14 protein-coding genes and 1 pseudogene are annotated in these 18046 nt (G+C 59.4%); 5 read left to right on the top strand and 10 right to left on the bottom strand.

Going from position 1 to position 18046, the window contains the following annotated elements; genetic code table 11:
• Positions 1–130 precede the first annotated feature (130 nt).
• The 3 genes from ACVWZ1_RS01315 to ACVWZ1_RS01325 form a co-directional block, all read right to left on the bottom strand.
• Positions 131–2590 (bottom strand): ExeM/NucH family extracellular endonuclease, encoded by a 2460-nt coding sequence (locus tag ACVWZ1_RS01315; protein WP_457502326.1) that lies wholly within the window; start codon positions 2588–2590, stop codon positions 131–133.
• 306 nt (positions 2591–2896) lie between these two features.
• Positions 2897–4363 (bottom strand): hypothetical protein, encoded by a 1467-nt coding sequence (locus ACVWZ1_RS01320; RefSeq protein WP_457502327.1) that lies wholly within the window; start codon positions 4361–4363, stop codon positions 2897–2899.
• A 174-nt stretch (positions 4364–4537) separates the two neighbouring features.
• Positions 4538–5890, bottom strand: coding sequence for a hypothetical protein (locus ACVWZ1_RS01325; protein ID WP_457502328.1), 1353 nt, complete (start codon positions 5888–5890; stop codon positions 4538–4540).
• 169 nt (positions 5891–6059) lie between these two features.
• Between ACVWZ1_RS01325 and ACVWZ1_RS01330 the strand changes: the two genes are divergently transcribed.
• Positions 6060–7511 carry a BCD family MFS transporter gene (locus tag ACVWZ1_RS01330; protein ID WP_457502329.1) on the top strand — a complete coding sequence of 484 codons (1452 nt, stop codon included), beginning with the start codon at positions 6060–6062 and terminating at the stop codon, positions 7509–7511.
• Here the strand turns inward: ACVWZ1_RS01330 and ACVWZ1_RS01335 are convergent.
• The 4 genes from ACVWZ1_RS01335 to ACVWZ1_RS01350 form a co-directional block, all read right to left on the bottom strand.
• Positions 7508–7861, bottom strand: coding sequence for a DUF6464 family protein (locus ACVWZ1_RS01335; protein WP_414349734.1), 354 nt, complete (start codon positions 7859–7861; stop codon positions 7508–7510). The two genes, ACVWZ1_RS01330 and ACVWZ1_RS01335, sit on opposite strands and share 4 nt — an antisense overlap.
• A 267-nt stretch (positions 7862–8128) precedes the next feature.
• The gene (locus ACVWZ1_RS01340) at positions 8129–9631 is read right to left on the bottom strand and encodes a DUF697 domain-containing protein (protein WP_457502330.1); all 1503 of its coding nucleotides are present in this window, start codon (positions 9629–9631) and stop codon (positions 8129–8131) included.
• Positions 9632–9821: 190 nt separating this feature from the next.
• Positions 9822–10001, bottom strand: coding sequence for a hypothetical protein (locus ACVWZ1_RS01345; RefSeq protein WP_414349732.1), 180 nt, complete (start codon positions 9999–10001; stop codon positions 9822–9824).
• Positions 10002–10068: 67 nt separating this feature from the next.
• Entirely contained in the window at positions 10069–10620 is a 552-nt protein-coding gene (locus tag ACVWZ1_RS01350; protein WP_414349731.1) for a fasciclin domain-containing protein, read from the bottom strand.
• Positions 10621–10779: 159 nt separating this feature from the next.
• Between ACVWZ1_RS01350 and ACVWZ1_RS01355 the strand changes: the two genes are divergently transcribed.
• The 3 genes and pseudogenes from ACVWZ1_RS01355 to ACVWZ1_RS01365 all read left to right on the top strand — a co-directional run.
• Positions 10780–11097, top strand: a complete 318-nt coding sequence (locus tag ACVWZ1_RS01355; RefSeq protein WP_457502331.1) for a hypothetical protein — start codon at positions 10780–10782, stop codon at positions 11095–11097.
• Positions 11073–12560, top strand: a complete 1488-nt coding sequence (locus ACVWZ1_RS01360; protein WP_457502332.1) for a phospholipase D-like domain-containing protein — start codon at positions 11073–11075, stop codon at positions 12558–12560. The genes ACVWZ1_RS01355 and ACVWZ1_RS01360 overlap by 25 nt, the downstream gene beginning before the upstream one ends.
• Before the next feature lie 68 nt (positions 12561–12628).
• Positions 12629–12721: pseudogene (locus ACVWZ1_RS01365) on the top strand (RNA-guided endonuclease TnpB family protein); the annotation flags it as partial.
• 437 nt (positions 12722–13158) lie between these two features.
• On the opposite strand, the gene ACVWZ1_RS01370 reads toward ACVWZ1_RS01365, so the two are convergent.
• Positions 13159–14136, bottom strand: coding sequence for an acetyl-CoA carboxylase carboxyltransferase subunit alpha (locus ACVWZ1_RS01370; RefSeq protein ID WP_414341981.1), 978 nt, complete (start codon positions 14134–14136; stop codon positions 13159–13161).
• 125 nt (positions 14137–14261) lie between these two features.
• On the opposite strand from ACVWZ1_RS01370, the gene ACVWZ1_RS01375 reads away from it, so the two are divergent.
• The gene (locus ACVWZ1_RS01375; RefSeq protein ID WP_457502333.1) at positions 14262–14813 is read left to right on the top strand and encodes a hypothetical protein; all 552 of its coding nucleotides are present in this window, start codon (positions 14262–14264) and stop codon (positions 14811–14813) included.
• Here the strand turns inward: ACVWZ1_RS01375 and ACVWZ1_RS01380 are convergent.
• Positions 14789–15271 carry a hypothetical protein gene (locus ACVWZ1_RS01380; protein WP_457502334.1) on the bottom strand — a complete coding sequence of 161 codons (483 nt, stop codon included), beginning with the start codon at positions 15269–15271 and terminating at the stop codon, positions 14789–14791. The genes ACVWZ1_RS01375 and ACVWZ1_RS01380 overlap by 25 nt on opposite strands.
• Positions 15272–15274: 3 nt before the next feature.
• Positions 15275–18046 (bottom strand): hybrid sensor histidine kinase/response regulator, encoded by a 2772-nt coding sequence (locus tag ACVWZ1_RS01385; RefSeq protein ID WP_011434294.1) that lies wholly within the window; start codon positions 18044–18046, stop codon positions 15275–15277.

Consider the following 18046-nt stretch of genomic DNA (forward strand, 5'->3'; position numbering starts at 1 on the left):
TCTGCTCGAAACCCGCTGAGCAACGGTGGATCCCGGCCAAGACCACATAGGAGAGCGTTACGGCTGAGGAAGCAGATCCACTTTCCCAGCCACTGCCAATCAGACTCAGGTTGGCACTAGGATCCCACACCTAGTTCCCGGAGATGTTGACACTATCCACCCGCCAGCGAGTGGCCGAGCCGGAAGCTGTACCAGAAGAGCGATAGCGGAAGGCAATGTAAACACGGTTGGAAGGCTGGATCCCAGCCAGAGAAATCGGGCCGGAGTCGACGAAGCTGCCCGTAGAGCCCGTAGAGAGAGTGGGAATCGTCAGAGCAGTCCAAGTGGCTGCATTCACTGCCGCTGGAGTGCCTGCACCGCTGTAGTTGGTGGAGTAAAGAACGCTTAGTTGTTGCGAAGGAGGAAGGCCGTTATCGCTAAAAGAACTCTGATTGCGGAAGGTCAGAACTGGGTTGCTGACGGAAGCCAGGTTCAGAGGAGGAGTGATCAGCCAGTCATTACCCGGTTGCTGACCGTTGAAAGCGTTGGCCTCGGCAAGGGAGTTGACACAACGCCAGGAACGACTGGTGTCGCCGTCCACATCCACAATCTGCCAGCCGGCTGGAGCAGGGTTGCAGTTATCAAAGCCTTCAGTCAAAGGCAGGTTAACGGAAGGAGGAGTTGGTGTCGGTGTGGGCGTCGGCGTCGGTGTGGGCGTGGGCGTCGGTGTGGGCGTCGGTGTCGGTGTGGGCGTCGGCGTCGGTGTTGGGGCCGGAGTCAGGTTCAAGCCAACGAGCACCGGATCGTGGTCGGAAGAGCGGAAGGGATCGCTGGCGTAGAAGAGGCTCTGCTGAGAGGGACTCTTGAAGCTCAGGGTGTAGTCCAAGCTCACGGGCTCATCAGCGTTGATGTGCCACTTAGCTGAGCCTGTAACTTGGGGTCTCAGACTGCTGTTGGCCAGGGCATGATCCAGAGATCCCCACTGTCCTTGGAAGCTAAAGGAGTAGCTGTTGGGGCTATTGAGGTTGGTGAACCCGCCCGCCTCCAGAGTTTTGATCGGATCCTCCATAGCGTAGGAGTTGAGATCCCCCATAATCAACACATCCGGATCGGTGGAGCCAGTTGGATTGGTGGCGAGCCAGCTCAAGAGTTGCTGAGCGGCCCGGGTGCGGTTGCCGTTGCAATTGCCTTGGAAGGGATCGTTGTCAATAGGATCGCAGGGAGAACCCTTGGACTTGAAGTGGTTGACCACAACAGTGAAGGTGGCGTTGTTGCTCCGCTGCCGGAAGGTTACAGCCAGAGGAGGACGATGGAAGCGTCCGGGGCCTTGGGTGAATTCCCCTGTGTCCAGGAAGGCCGGGTTAGTGCCGGGGGCAATTTCAACCGTAGCTGGCTTGTAGATAAAGCCGTTGGTGATGGCATCGCCGCCCAGGTTGGGCACTCCAACATTCACAAAGGCGTAGGTTCCTGCCCCCATGACCTGGTTGAGCCCGTTCACCAAATCCTGAATGGAACTATTCGAACCGTATCCATCGTTTTCTAACTCGTTGAGGCCTACGATATCGGCATCCATGCGGCGAATAGCCTCGATGAGCTTATCCCGCTGGCGGGTGAACTCGGTGGCGTTGCTGGCTCCCCGACAGGAGGAGTTATTGGGGAAGCAGGCGTTGCCGAAGGTGTTGAAGTAGTTGAACAGGTTAAAGCTAGCTACCCTCAGGGAGCCCCCTACTGAGGGTGGGTTTTGCGGGCGAGGGTTGGTGGCTGTAAACCTGGGCAAGTTGTTGGGATCATTGGGGTGGATACGGTAGTCGATGGTCGCATCCACATCGCCACTGACATTCCGGCCTCGCAACTGGGTCATGATCCCGGTGATGTTGCTGACGCGATCGCCGCCGCGCACAGTGTTAGCTGCGCTCAGGCCACCCGGAGTGGGGTAGATAACCGGATCTGGGTTTTGGGTGAGCAGCCGGTCATCAATGCGAATCCGCTTTTGGTCGTTTTCCGCTTGAATGGCAGCTGCCTGGCTGGGAGCCGCAATTTGCGTAGGAGTGAACAACCGCTCTGTGGCCACACTCAGCTCCCCGTGGCGTCCCAGCAAGAAGGAGTCGGTTACAAACAGGGGCTGATTTCCAAATGTGACCAGCATTCCTTCCAGAGCTTCCCTTTGCTCCGCAGTCAGCGGTAGAGAGATCTGCACTGGGGCCGGCAACGGATTGTCAGAGCTACAGACAGTAAAGCTGGTGACGTTGGAGAGCTGGGTTTGCTGGCGGAACTCAGCAACCGTTCCGGTCACCTGAACCCTATCCCCAAGCCTGACGTTATTAGCTGTGCCACTGAAAACGAAGATGCCATCTGATGTGGCGGGATTCCCGTCACCATCATCTTGTAGGTAGTAGCCCTGGAGATAGGTTTGGCCAGCCACCCCCTCATTTTCAAAGTCTCCTACTACGATTCCAGAAACCGTGACTGTTTGGTTCACCAGGGGGGAAGTGAAGCCAGTGCCCTGGACAGTGCCAACTGGGATCAGGTTGGCGTTGGGATCACAGCCTCCCGGCGTGGGCGTCGGTGTTGGCGTGGCTGTGGGTGTTGAAGTCGGGGTCGGTGCTGGCACAGGTGTAAGTATTGGCAAAAGAGTTCTTCTGGAGCCGCGCCCTTGCAGAGAAACCAAAAGCACCAAACCAAAAACTAGCACCGCAATTGATTGGGCAACACGACGCGAAGTAACCCTAGACCACATCTGCTTCACTCCTCCCGAAACTTCAAAGGATCCCGTATTTTTACCGTCTATATGGACTATATGGATACCATCTTCAGGAAGGAATCTGAGTAAAGGGGCAGCTAAGGTACGCTTAAGAAGACAAGAAGTTACCCCCGCCTGAGTCAAAACTCAGGGGAGAACATGGGCAGGCTTTTTCCCCTAATCCCCCAATTCGGGATCCGGTCGTACCCGCACCCCCATCTGGCGCAGCAGGCGTAAAGAGTTTTCTGGCCCATCGATCATCTGCTGCTCGTTGATCCAGTAGGTGGCAATGCCCAGGTCTTCTAGAAATCGCACATAGGGATCTGGCGGTGGCCCATCGAAAACGGCGGCCTTCTGGACGGAAAAGCCCTGCTCGATCCAGGGGCCAAGGGCAAAGCGCTCGTAGTAGAGCAACTGTCCCACCACTTCCTGCAAAGCCTCTGCCGCATCCTTGTGGTGCAGGAGCTTCACTTCGGCCAAAAGCAGATGCCCGTCCGCCACGGCCAAAAAGTCAAAGGTATGCTGATCCTCCCGGACTTCCAATCCTGCCAGGCGGAACCAGCGGCGAAACTGGTGCAAGATCTCGTTGTGGCGCTCGCTGCGCTCCAACTGACGTCGACGGCGGCGTTCTGCCATCAGCGGGTCTGTCCCGGCGCTGTGAGGGATCCCACTGCTGCGGAACTGGGGCGGCTCATCGGGATCCAAAACCACCTTGCCCCCAGCAGGTTGATGCAGGAGGGGCGGCATCTGGGGCAAGAGTTCTGTGGATCCCCACTCCACCTCTGGCTGCTGAGCCCAGGTAAGCAGGTGTCGATTCAAGGGGTGCTCAGGGTGGGTGTCGAACAACAGGTGCAGTTGAGACTGGCTAAACTGAAAATCCAGACGAAATTGCTCGATGGAGAGGCTGCTCCGCCCCTTTTGCAAAGTTTCTTGGCCAAAGTAAAGCATCACCAAGAGCGGGTAAATCGGCAGCGGACGATGGGAGGGAATGAGCATCGCCCACATGTCATCCGTCCAGTGGGGGAGCAGGATCTCGGCCTGTTTGCCTTTGCCCACCACCTGCAACATTTTGGGGTGTCCCGGCTGCCAGCCACAGGGGTGATCGTCAAAGCCGCAAGTCTGTCGCCCTTGATCCACGCTCAAGGGGTAGCGCCCATCATAAAGGCGGAAAGGACAGAGATCCCGGTCTTCGGCCAAAAAGCGCTCGTCTTGCCACAAGTGGGCCGCCAAGGCATGACAGCCGATCCCTTCCTGGCTGTTGCAGGCTTTGAGCCAGCGCCGTTCCGCCAGTTTCCCGCCCACTTTGCTCGGGGCCAGGGGCTGGATCAAGCCGTTTTCCCCCTGGTTGAACAGAGGCCACACCAAAGGCTCGCCGGTTTCGGGTAGGGTCGGCAAAAGAGGATGGGTTTTGCTGTAAAACGGGTCGCAAATGCGCTGGGCCACTTGCTGCAAGGGCAGTCCGCGAGGGGATCCCACCCAAGGCAGCAGGGATCCCGATCCGGCCTGAGCGCGGTGATACTGGATGGCCAGAGCCACCTCTAGCCCTATGGGACGGAGTTCCGGCGTGAGCTGCCGGTAGCGCTGCAGCAGCCGGGAAGCCTGCACAAACAGGTCGTAGCGCCGAACGGGAACTGCGTCAGCCATAGTGTTGCAGGAAAAACTCCCCACTGCCTTGGGCAAGAGCTGGCACAGACAAGCACCATGGCCTCAAGAAATGAGACCTTGGCACCAGGTCAGTTGTCAGTGTAGTAGAGAAACTCTAGGGCGAGAAGATGCTGCCCCTCGCTTGCAGGTTGTGGGAAGAATGCGCAGTAGGCCCTAACGCCACGGCCACCCAGGAAAGGGAAAGGGGCGCTCTGTCTCTGCATCGCGGTCGTACTCCGTAGGTCGGCCTGTGTCCCGCTGAAGCACCAAGCTGCCCACATAGTCGGCCTCTCGATAGACGCGAGCAATTTGATGGTGGATTTGGGCCATGTCTTCAGCAGAGACCACGCCATTGTCGGTGGCTTTGTAGAACTGGACCGTGACCCGAATGGGAAAGCGGGGATCCCGCTCGATGTCCAGGTTGTTGACCTCGGTGAAGGGGCCCTCTACCTCTCCATGTCCGATGACAGCGGCTTCTACATTGCTGAGGCCGGCCAGGTCGGCTGCGGGTCCGAAAAACTTGACAGAGATATCCTCAACTTCCCTTCGCGGCGGCTGCCGCTGATGAAGAGGCACTTGGATCAGCATCACCAGATTCAGGGCTTCTTCTGCTACTTCCGCCGAATGGGGATCTCTGGGGGTTGGGTCGGCGGCTTGCTCAGCCCGAAAATCGCTGAGGCGCTGCCCGGTGAGGCTGGCCCGTTCACCATTTTGATTGAAGAAAAGGCGCTGGCCCCAAATAGCTTCGCCCACCTTATCTACCTTATCTTCGGTGCGGTTCTCGATCACCGTAATGCTGGTGCCCTCGCGGGTGGCCAAAATGGCCAGTACGGCTGGGTTACCGGGATAGGATTGGTAGTTGAACAGCACCGGGTTGAATTGAGCGGATCCCCCGGCAGGGATGGGCAAAAAGGCAGCTTGGGCGCTCACCAACACATGGCTATCCCGTGGAGCCAGCAGGGAGTTCCGGTTGCCGGCCCAAGAGCCGGGATCATGTAAGTAGCGGCGCAGATTCCCCAGCAGCTCTCGCAACGACACGGGTTGCAGGGGTTTTCCTTTTTCATTGCCCACCAGCACCTGCAGGCTGTCGAGGGGCAGGTCGGCAGACAGATCGGTAAAGTTGGGGTAGCGGATCACCGGCATCAAGCTCAGCTCGTAGTGACCCGTTCTGGGGTTGAGCTGGTGTACCTGGATGGTCATGTCGCTGATGTTGGGGCCAAGGGCAGATCCCTTGTGGCGTCCGGTATCTTCCCAGGTGATGTTGACGATATCCAGCCCATACTGCTTTGCCAAGGCTCGCGCTTGCGGATCCCAGGTCATGGAGATCGTCCGGTCGATGACCTGCCTGTAGGCCAAGTACTCTGCCCACTCCGAAGGCGAGGGGGAAGAAAGGGACTGGTGGAGCGGAAAATCCATAGGGGTTGCCTGCGAGGTGGACACCATCAGTGTAGGGACGAGGGCTGCTCCGGCCAGGGAAACGCTCACCCAGCTCAGTGAACTCAGCAGCCAGGGGATGGGGGCGCGCATAGCAATATTCCTGAGGATTGGAAATTGGGGGACTATACCCTGACAATAGCTCCCAAAAGGGGAGAGGACGTGGCGGTTTCGCTTTTGGCAACCCCATGCTTTTGCCGGGATCCCAGGCCGCCTGGGCTACGATAAAAAGCTGTAGCACCCTTTCGAAATATTCCAGATCATGGCCAGTATTCGCCGGGATCCCGAGGTCAACGCTTCTGTAACTTCAACTTCTCCAGAGCCTCAGGTGCAGGTTCAGTCTTTGCCGCTGCATGTCATGTTCCGCCTGGGCCTGTTTCAAATGGGCTTGGGAATGATGTCGCTGCTCACTCTGGGAGTGCTGAACCGCGTCATGATCGACACGGATCTGCTGGCCATCCCGGCAACGGTGGTGGGGGGATCCCTGGCCATGCACCAGTTGGTCTCCCCGGCTCGGGTTTGGTTTGGGCAGCTCTCGGATGCCAAGCCCCTGTTTGGCCTGCATCGCACCGGCTATGTGCGTCTGGGATCGGTGCTGTTTGCGGTCTGCATCTTCCTGGGGGTGCAGGTGGTGTGGGGTTTGGGGGATAGCTTTGCGGCTATGGGTTGGTCTGGAGCCACCTATGGCTGGATAGGCTTGGCCTGTTTGATGTTTGCCCTCTATGGTCTCTGCCTCAGCGCCTGCTCCACGCCTTTTGCGGCTTTGCTGGTGGATGTGTCAGACGAGGACAACCGCTCTAAGTTGGTGGGGATCGTCTGGTCCATGTTGATGGTGGGGATTGCCGGCGGGGCCATTGGCTCGGCAGTTCTGCTGCGGGGCTTGCAGCCAGACAACCTGCAGAGCACCGTCAACCGCCTCTTCGTCATCATTCCAGCTGTGGTGATCCTGCTGGGGGTGATCGCCACCTGGGGAGTGGAAAAGCGCTATTCCCGCTACGGATCCCGTTCCACCTTGGCCGGACGAGAAGACCAAATCACCCTGGGTACGGCCATCAAGGTGCTGACCGCCAGCCGCCAAACCCTGATCTTTTTCGGCTTCTTGGTGTTGATGACCATGGGCCTGTTTATCCAACAGCCGATCCTAGAACCCTATGGCGGCGAGGTGTTTGGCATGACGGTGGCCCAGAGCACCCAACTCAATGCCTTTTGGAGTTTGGGCATTTTGGTGGGGATTGTGCTGACCGGATTTTTCATTGTGCCCAAGCTGGGCAAACAGACAACGGCTCGTCTGGGCTGCCTGCTGGTGGCCATCTCTTTTGGGCTGACCATTGCCTCAGGGTTTACAGGCAATCCACGGCTGTTGCAACTGTGCATGATCCTGTTTGGTTTGGCTTCTGGGATCACCACCAATGGCGCCATTAGCCTCATGTTGGACTTGACGGCAGCGGAGACGGCAGGCACCTTTATCGGGGCTTGGGGTCTGGCCCAGGCCATGTCCCAGGCGGTTTCCACCTTGCTCGGCGGGGCTTTGCTCGATCTGGGGCGCATTCTCTTCCCCACTTCTTCAGTGCTTGCCTATGCCACCGTCTTTGGGGTGGAGGCGGCGGTGATGTTGCTGGCTGTGTATTTGTTGGGGCGGGTGAGCGTGGCTGAGTTTCGCGAAAACACCAACCGTGTGCTCACCCAGGTCATGGCTCTGGAGCTGGAGGGCTAGCAACGCGGGGCCGACTCGTAGTGGGGGCAGCCCTGACAGGGCCCGCTGGGGTTGACGGCACAACGCAGCAAGGGCGAGTGAGCATTAAACCGACAGGAGGGATCCCCCAGGAACCTTCCCACTTCCTGAGGTGGGGTGACCGAACGCACCAGGGCGCGGATCCCACACAGGTGGTATTTGCCTTGCCGGAGCCGGTAGGAATGACGCTTTTCCAGAACTAGGTAGTGCTGCTCTGCCAGTTGGACGTAGGTGCCCGGATGGGGACTGCTCTCCCAAGGGCATTCTTCCACCACCTCTCCCGAATCCGCGTCGATCCACTGAATGGGCAAGGTCGGGTTGATGGAAGACATAAGGCGCAAACGGAGCCAGTTTAGGGCAGCAGACTACAAAATGATGGACTGGGCTTGACTTGTGATTAACAAATTGTGCAACTTTTTCCGGCAACACTGAGTATGGCTGGTACAAATGTTCTCTCTTGTGTGACCTGGAGCCTGCTAATCTACAGAACTTCTACAAAGTTAAGTTAGAAAAAGCTGTACTCAGTGTAATGGATTTTCTGCGGCGGGCGGAGAACGGGATAGGTTGGGCCTGCGGCGGCGAAAAGATGGATGCTTCGACTAGCTATTGGAATGGGCTTGGCGGGCCAGTTGGGTGAGAAAGGCCAGAGGATGACGGTTTTGGAGCTGCTGCCTAACCCGCTCTTGCAGGATTTCCTCTTGCCAGGGATCCCCAGAGGACAGCCACTCTAGGTAACTGAGCCCCGCCACCCGTGTCAGATAGGCCCCCGTCACTGCCTGCAGGGGGATCCCCATAACCATCAAGGGGCTGGCCTTGAGCAGAGAGCCCAAAGCCTGAGTAGCCAGCTCCAGCCCCCCCAGTTGCACCACCATTTGCGCCAAACTCTGGGCAATTTGCTGGGCCCGGCGCAAGGTAATGCGTCGGTCAAACACCTGGTGCAGTTCCCCAATCATGCGCGCCTGAATGGCTACTCCTGCCAGCACATCCAAAGCAGGAAGAGGGTTTGCCGCCAGGGCAGCAGCGGTGGCCCACTGCATCCGTTCCACGATCTGACGACCCTGCTGGCAGCGCTCCTCCTGTAGGGCCTGTTGGGCAGCTTCGGTCAAGGTTCGGGTTTGCAACAGAGCATTGGCCAAGCGCAGGTGGGATCCCTTCTGCTGCAGCAGGTGAGCCATTTGTTGAATGAGGGCCTCTGTCTCGGGGGGCTGCGGCTCCCAAGTTTCCCACACAGAGCCATCTTCGGAGTAGTAGCGAACCTTGAGGGGCTCTGGATCAGCGGCGATGGCCACCACCTGTTCGGCAGGGATAACACCGGCGGTGCGTCGGCGCAAATGGGCCAAGATGGTCTCTACATCCTCCGGCAGCATCTGATCGGTTTTGTTGAGGGCCAGGATGGCGGATTTGCCCAGCCGGGCCAACTCCAGCATTTCGGCATATTCCGAAGCCAGCAGGTCTCCGGCCACCACCAAGATCAGCAGATCCGCCTTCTGGGCCAGGGCGCGGGCTTCCGCTTCACCTGCTCCCCCAATCGTCAGCAGCCCAGGTGTGTCGGTAAGGGAAATGGGGCCGTTCCAGCCCTCCAATTGGTAGGTGTGGATGGATCCCTGCTGGGTGGTGCCCAGGGTGGGGGCTGTTTCGCCCACTGGTCGGCCCATCAAGGCATTGATCAACGAGGTCTTGCCGGCGGAACTGGTGCCGAACACCACCAGATGCAATTCCTCCTGGTTAAGCCGCTGATTGATCTCTTGCAGCTTGGCACGCAGGGCACGGCGACTGATGTCATTCTGCAGCTTCTGGATCAGGCGATCGGCATCTTCCAGATCGGCTTGCACCTGATTCCGAGTTAACTTAACCCGCCGCAGCGGTTGTGTCCGCTGACTTGGAGCACTTTGCCGTCGGCGAGCCTGCTGCCACCAATGGCGCGCTGCCAGACCTGCTGCTGCTGTCCCCCCAAGGATGGCGCCCACCACCAGATCCGCAAGAGGCTCGGAGTGGGGAGCCACGAAGCTGTAGATCCCGCCAACCCACTGCAGATATTGGCTCAGGGCCGCCAAACCCAGCCCTGCCCATAACCACACCCAAGTGGAGCGCGACAACACCATCCCAACCCACAGCCTGCCCAAATCTTCAAATCAAGCAACCCAAAATTGCTGAGCCATCCGAGTCGCTTCTCCAGCATAGGGCTTGCTGTAGCTGAGCATACAGTTTTGTCGAGAGCTTTTTTGTCGAGAGCTTTGCTGAGAAGTAGCTGAGCAAGAGACCAGAGAAGGGAGCGGGGAGTCAAAAGCGCCCTCAGCTCAACCGGCCCAATGAGCCAGGGATCCCCTCTCCCAAAATCGCCGGCGGCTCCAGCGGTGCCGGCAAAAACTCGCCCCCGCGATAATCCAACAGCTGTGCCAGCAGCAAGTAGCCCACCCCCAGAGCAATGGCCAGGATCCCTGTAACGATTGCTACCCACTTAGGCCGCTCCACGCTGAATCTCCCCAATAAAGTGCTGGATCTCGATGCTTCTATGATGCCCGAAGTGGTGGCCCAATTCCTAACGCGGCGGGATCAAGACTGCATCGATGACGTGGATGATGCCGTTGGAAGCTTGAATATCCGCGGCGATCACGTTGGCGTTGTTGATGCGAATCCGTCCGCCCTCAAGAAGCGTGACGGTGACGGGGGATCCCTGCAAAGTCGTTACCTGCTGGCCGGATCTGAGGGCACTGGAAGGAGCCAAGCCAGGAACCACGTGGTAAGTGAGAATGCGCACCAGCTCTGCCCGGTTCTCAGGTCGCAGCAAAGATTCCACCGTGCCAGGGGGCAAAGCGGCAAAAGCAGCATTGGTGGGAGCGAATACCGTGAAGGGACCTTCCCGCTGCAAAGTCCCCACCAAGCCCGCTGCCTGCAGGGCCGTCACCAAGGTACTGAAGTCGGGGTTGGCGGCGGCAACGGCGACGAGGTTGGGCAGCGGCGTAGGGCTGGGAGAGAGAGTTGGGGTAGGCGTCGGCGGGGCAATGGCCGTATCGCTGCTGGAACTGGCACAGCCTACCAAGGCTAAGCAAGCAGCCGCCGTCAGCCCAAGGGTGAGGGCTTTGTAGTTCATAACAAAAGTTAATACTCTAAAACATTTGTCATCATCTTAGGGGTAGCAGCCGCTCTCGCACGGTTAGCTGTAGAGCAGAGCAGGGATCGCCTTCGCGTAGAAGTGGCTGCGATAAAGTTCGGTATCCTGGGGGTGTGATTGCTGGAGAGGAGAAAGGCCATGAACGGGATCCCGTCGTGGTTGCGGCAACTCCGCCGCTGGCTGCCCTGGGTTGCTCTGCTTCTCGTTCTGGTCTTGATCGGCTACTGGGTGGGTCCTCGGCCCAGAGCCTACCCCCAAGAGCCGGAGCTGCCCACCCTGGCCCCTCTGCCGCAGCACCCCCGCATCCGGGTGGTGTTCAACCAAAGCCGCGAGAGCACCTATCGGGATCCCTATCGCCAAATCCGCCGCTATGGTATGGCTACAACCTGGAAGAGTTCATCATTTCCCAGATTCGCTCCGCTCGGCAGTCGGTGGATATTGCCGTGCAGGAGCTGAACCTACCCCTGATTGCCCAGGCTCTGGTGGAGCGGCGGCAGGCGGGGATCCCTGTGCGTTTTATTACTGAAAACACCTACGTGCGAGCCTGGCACCAGCTCACCCCTGACCAAGTGCGGGCGCTGGACGAGCGCAGCCGCAGCAAGTTCGAGGAGTACCGCAACCTGGTGGATGTGAACCGCGATGGACGGTTTTCTCCCGAGGAGATTGCCAGCCGAGATGTGTACGCCTTGCTGGATGGGGGGCGGGTGCCCTGGCTGGATGATACCGCCGATGGCTCCAAGGGCAGCGGCCTGATGCACCACAAATTTGTGGTGATCGACGGGCAGAAAGTCTTGACCGGCTCGGCCAATTTCACCCTCTCTGATATTCACGGGGACTTTGATGCCCCCGACAGCGTCGGCAATGCCAATCACCTGCTGCTGCTGGATAGCCCCGAGCTGGCCCGCCTCTACACCGAGGAATTTGATCTCATGTGGGGCGATGGTCCTGGCGGCCTGCCGGATAGCCGCTTCGGCGTGCAAAAGCTCAAGCGTCCCCTGGAAACGGTGTACCTTGGCGATGCCATTGTGGGGGTTCACTTTTCTCCTGCCAGTCGCTCCCTGCCCTACGAAGCCACCTCCAACGGCATCATCGCCGCCGCCCTGGCCCAAGCCCGGCGACAGGTGGATCTGGCTCTGTTCGTCTTTACGGATCCGGGCATTGCCAACCAGCTCAGGCAACTGCGCCAGGAGCGTAACGTGGAGATCCGCGGGGTGTTCGATCCCGGCTTTGCCTTCCGCGACTACAGCCGCACCCTGGAGATGTGGGGGCTGTTGCTCCCCGACGAAAAGTGCCAGGTGGAGGCGGCGCGCCTGCCCTGGACGCTGCCGGCCCAGTCTGTAGGCATACCCAACCTCGCCCCCGGCGATAAGCTGCACCATAAGTTTGCCATCATCGATCCCGGCACTCCTCAGGCCACGGTGATCACCGGATCCAACAACTGGTCGGTCTCGGCCAACCACCTCAACGACGAAAACTTCCTGATCATCCGCAATGGCCGAGTGGTGGATCACTTTGTGCGGGAGTTCGACCGGCTGATGGCCGAGGCCCGTTTTGGCCCCAGCCGCCGCTTGCAACAGCAGGCAGAAGAGGCGTCCCGTCGCTGCCCCAACCCCGTCCCCGTTGCCGCTTCCTTGCCTGAACCGGAGCCGGAGCTGCTGGAAGTCGAGGTCGTTCTTCCTCCTGAGGCGGGATCCCCTTCCCCGTCGGTTGCTTTTCCGGTGGCGTCTCCTGGGGGATCCCCTCGCGTTAACCTGAATACGGCCACGGCGGCGGAGCTGGAACAGTTGCCCGGCATTGGCCCCGCCCTGGCGCAGCGCATTATCGAGGCCCGCCCCTTCTCCTCTTTGGAGGATCTGCAACGGGTCAATGGCATTGGCCCAGCCCGGATTGAGCAACTGCGGGATCGGGTAACCTGGTAGGAGCATGACTCTAGTCAATAATAAGCTCAACTATACTGAAAATAATGTATAATATGTTCAGTACGGATTACTACCAGTTGATCTTTCTGTTTACTTTCGAGTCTGCCAGCATGGTAGCCAAAGCAAAGCAGAAAATTGGTAGTAAGACGACACGGAAACTGCGCTTTGGGTATTCTACTCAAAGCTTTGCGGGATACCGCCATTCTGTTTGGACTCCGTCCCGCTAACGCGAATGGAAACAAACAGAATGCTATCGCTGCATAGTTGAACGGTGATGTTCAGCAGTGTTCAGCGTAAATGTATCAGTTAGCCCCCTCTTGGTCAGGTTGAGGGCGCGGAGTGCTTTCGGAAGTTTATCCCAGAGCAGCTCCTAAAGGGCCTCTCCCCTCGAATAAACCCCAAATTAAACCCCAAATATAGTCATTTCAGTTCAAACCAGGACACTGCACCCGCGCCTAAAATGTTGGTCGCATCGGCGTTGCAGAGCAATAATGCAGGGGGCCAAAAGGCTTTTCAAGGACTCCGTCCCGCTGGCGCGATCAATGGCCCAGGTGTCTCACCCTAATCTGAAACGACTATAAATCAGGGATGCATAAGTCTATTCAGAAAGCTCCAGAAACGCTCCCATGCGGCGAAACTTTTGGTAGCGCTCCTCGCGCAATTCTCGCCCGCTCAGGCTAGAAAGTTCCTTGAGATGCCTGAGAAGAGCCTCTTTGAGGGTTTGAGCAGCTTCCAAGGGCGCGCGGTGGGCGCCGCCGACCGGCTCTGGCAGGATCTCGTCGATCACCTCCAGTTGCAGCAGGTCTTGGGCGGTAATGCGCAGGGCTGCCGCCGCTTGGGGAGCCTTCTTGGCATCCTTCCAGAGAATAGCCGCGCAGCCTTCCGGCGAGATCACGGAGTAGACGGCGTGCTCGAACATCAGGATGCGGTTGCCCACCCCAATGGCCAAGGCTCCGCCCGATCCCCCTTCGCCGATGACAGTGCAGATGATGGGGATCTCCAGCCGGAAAAGGGTCTGCAGGTTGGTGGCAATGGCCTCTCCTTGGCCCTCGGCTTCCGCCTTAACGCCTGGGTAAGCCCCCGGCGTATCGATGAAGGTGAGCAGGGGCAGGCCGAAGCGGTGGGCATGTTCCATTAGCCGCAGGGCTTTGCGGTAGCCGGCGGGATTGGGCATCCCAAAGTTGCGGTGGATGTTGTCTTTGGTGTCGCGGCCCTTTTGGTGGCCGAGGATCATCACCGGCTGCTCCCCCAGCTTGGCCAACCCGCCCACAATGGCTGGATCGTCCTGGCCGTGGCGATCCCCGTGCAGCTCAAACCAGTCGTCACAGATGGTCTGTACGTAATCCAGGGTGGTGGGGCGGCGGGGGTGACGGGCCACCTGGAGCCGTTCTACTGGCGTGAGCTGGCTGAAGATCTCGCGGCGCAGCTCTTCGGCTTTGGCTTCCAATTGGCGAATCTGCTCAGAAGCATCGATGTCGTTTTCTTCTGCCAAGGCCCGAATTTCCTGAATCCGTTGTTCTAGGGCGGCAACAGGCTGCTCAAACTCCAGCAGCAGGCGGTCGGTGGACTTGGTCATGACCGGTTGGCTAAATTTCGGGAGCGTGCTGTGACCGGCAAAGGCTGCACAGATTTGGGGATGGGACTTTGATCTTCTCACATGTGGATCCCTTAGGCTAGAGGGAGCAGCCCAAGAGGGATCCCTTGTCTGCTTCTGTCTCTTCTCCCCCTTCACCCCTTCCCCCCTGGCTGCGCTGGGGGGTGGTGGGATCCGTCGTTTTGGCCATCGCAGGGGGCGCCTTTTGGCACTACGGGCGGCCCGAGCGGCAAATCCGGGCCCACACCCAGAGATTGCTGCGGGCGGTGGAGCAGCGCAACTGGGATCAGGTGGAGATGTTGGTATCTGAGGCCTATAGCGATGGTTGGGGCCTGAACAAGCAGCGGGCGCTGGCCTACAGCCGCGAGATCTTCGGCCAATTTTTTCGCTTGCGCCTCCAACCCCAAGCGCTGCAGGTGCAGCTCGACCTAGGGGATCCCAGTCGCCAAGGACAGGCCACTCTCTGGTTTGTGATCGAGGGATCCGGCGGCCCCTTGGCCAACCTGACGCGAGATCAGGTGAATGCGCTGGAGCAACCCTTCCAATTGAATTGGCAGCGACGGGGTGGGGAGCCCTTTCGCTGGGAGCTAACCCGCGTGGAGAATCCAGAGCTGCAACTGCCCCTTCTCCCTTCTCAAGAACAGGCAGGCCAGAGATGAGGGTCGAACACCAACAGGGGGAGCTGGCCTTCGGCTGGCGGGATCCACTGCACAATACCCCTTTGGCGGGCCTGAGCTGCATAGCGGCTGGGGAGAGGCTGCAACTGGGAGGATGTCAGGCGGCGCAGGAGGGGCTGAGTGGGAATGGGCAGAGCCCCTGTTTCTGGGTTGTCGATCTGGTCGGACAATCCGTCCTCAGAACTGCCTGGCTGCAACAGAATAACCCCTTCCGGTTGAAAAGGGATCCCTCGGCCCAGCAACAAACGACCGGTATCCAAAAGCTGGGGGCCGCCCTCCTGAGCAAGCTGAAACTCTGCCCAGCTAAAAACTCGCCGCGCCCGATCAACAGGGAGGCCGAAGCAGTAGGAGCCCAGTTGGAAAGTAATCAAGGTCTGCCGGTTTCTCAGTTGTTCTTGCCGAGCCAGACGACGCAGGCGCAGAGGGGAAAGCAGGGGCATGGACTACCTCGCCATCAAAACGCCGGTGGAAGGTGCCGAAGAGGCTGGTTGCAGCAGTTGCCGCAGCTTTTGGATCAGCTCCTGTTCCTGGAAGGGCTTGGAGAGGTAGGCGCTGGCTCCCAGCCGCTGGGCCAGTTGGCGGTGTTTCTCGCCACTGCGGGAGGTGAGCATGACCACGGGAAGCTGGTCATACAGGGGGTGGGCACGAATCTGGGCCAGCAAGCCAAAGCCATCCAGCCGCGGCATTTCAATGTCGGTAATCACCGCTCGGATGGGAATTCCTCTCTGCAAGTGCTCGAGGGCCTCTTGTCCGTCGCGAGCCTGTTCAACCCGGAACCCTGCTCTTTCTAGGGTCATGGCCAAGAAGCGGCGCACGTTGACCGAATCTTCCACCACCAGCAGGGTGGGCTGGGCGGCAAACCTGGGCTGGGGAAGGGGATCCCTTGCCGACTGACAGGGCTGATCCCGCTGGGCGAGCAGCCAGCTCAAGAGGGCAGGCGGATCCACGAAAAGAGCGATTCGCCCATCGGCCAAAACCGTACAGCCGGAGAATCCCGACGGCAGAGGCAGACCTCCCTCCACCGGGCGCAGAGTTACCTCTTGCTCCCGCCAAAAGCGATCCACCAACAGGCCATAGGGCCGGTTGTCTTCTACCACCAGCAGCACCACAGGTCGGTCGAGAAGGGGGGTCTCGTCAATTTCCCGGCGAGGCTGCCAGCGCGCGAAGCGAAACCAGTGGCCCACAGGAATTAAAGGGATCTGCTCCCCTTCCCAGAGAAAGGAATCGGCAGGCAACTGCGGGGGGATAAGCAATTCTTCCACTGCGTTGGCCGGAAAAGCCAACATCAACCCCTGGCATTCTGTCAGCAGCACGCGGGTGACGCTCAAAGAAACGGGCAGAGTGAGGGTAAACAGCGTGCCCCGTCCCGGCCAAGATTCCACCTGCACCTGGCCGCCAATTCGTTGCAGGTTGGTGCGTACCACGTCTAGACCCACTCCCCGTCCAGATAGCTCGCTGACTCGCTCGGCGGTGCTGAAGCCCGGCTGGAAGATCAACTCCAGCAGCTCCTGGGAGCTGGCCTCAGCCAGGTCGGCAGCGGAAAACCCTATCTGCAAGGCGCGGGCCCGGATTTTATCCAGACAGATCCCTGCCCCATCGTCTCGCACCGTGATCAGAGTGCGGTTGCCCCGTTGGCTGGCGGCAATTTCGATGAGGCCCTTGGCCGGCTTGCCCTGGGCCAGGCGGGTGTCTGGAGCCTCGATGCCGTGGTCAAAGGCGTTGCGCACCAAGTGCAACAAGGGATCCGCCAAGGCCTCCAAAATCGAGCGCTCGATTAGGGTGGATCCCCCCAAGACCCGCAGCTCCACGGGCTTGCCATGGGCTAAGCTCAGCTCCCGCAGCGCTCTGGGGAAGCGATCCGTCAAATCCGATAGAGGCTGCATGCGCACCTGGTCGAGACGGGTTTGCATTTGCCTGGAGAGGCGGCTGAGCTGGCGGGCGCTGCCTTCGGTCTCCTGCAGGGTGGTGTCGATATCGTGGGTTACCTCATCAATTTGCACAACGGTTTCCATCACCTCTTGGGTCAGCAGGTGCATCTCTCCATAGCGATCCATCTCCAAGAGGTCAAAGGTATCGGCCAAGGTCAGGCCGGGATCCCCTTCTTTTTTCAAGAGCACAGAAGCAGGCACGGTGGCAGCGACGCGGTCGTAGCTGCTGCGCAGGCGGCTGTTGGTTTCTTCTAGAGTGCGAACCCGCCGTTTGAACAAGCTGACCAGCTCCCGCAGCCGTTGCAGGCGACTGTTTAAGCGGTTGCGCTCCCCTATGAGCTCTCCCAACAGCTCCCCCAACTGTTCCAGAGGGCGAGCCGGCACCCGTAGCATCTCGGCAGCGCTTTTGGCCCCGGCTGGAATCGAATCCGGCAGCTCGGTGGCTCCTGCCATTGCAGGGGGAGGGGCTTCTGGCGGGGGGGAAACTGGAGGCTCTGCCGGATCCCAGGAGCTGGGGAGAAGAGCGACCTGACCGACCAGCACCAGGGCCTGCGAGCGTCGCCAAGCTTGTAAAGCCGCCTGAGCAACGGGCAACACCTGCTCCTTGGCATTTGGCGGCAGCGTCTCCAGAGCTTGGACTACTGAGCCGCACAGGGTGGCAAAGGCAGGCAGATCCAACATTTCCCCCAGCGCCCCCAGCTCTTGGGCAGCAATGAGAAACTCCTCCCGCAAACAGGGCTGCTCGGGGTGGGCCAGCACACCTTCCAACCGCTGCAGACAGGCCTCCACCTCGGTTGCAAACAGCAGCACCCGCATATCGCCCCCGGCCTCTGCTGCCAGGACTTGGACGTTGTCCTCAGGCTGCAACTCTCCCAACTGCTCTCGCAATTGATCGAAAAGAGGCTGCACCCGCTCTGCCAGCCAAGATTCGTCCAAAAGCCGCTGCTGGCGGTGCTGCTGGGCTATTTGGCGCATGCAATCCAACGCCGCCAAGAGGTTGCGCTCCACTGCGGGGTCGGCTTTTTGGGGATCCACCTGCAAGATCTTGAAACCATCTTCCAGGCGATGGGCCAAGTCGCTAAGCACCGGAAAGCCCATCATGGCCGCCCCGCCCTTGATGGAATGAGCAGCCCGCAGCAAGCGATCCAAACGGGGGCGATCCAAACTCTGGGATCCCAGGCCCAACACCCCTGCCTCCAGGGTGTCGAGGTAAGCCTGGGCTTCGTCCAAAAACTGCAGCCTAACCTGCCACTCGCGTGGGTCAAGGGAAGTGGGATTCGGCCCCAT

This window comes from Thermostichus sp. MS-CIW-25 (assembly GCF_054060015.1).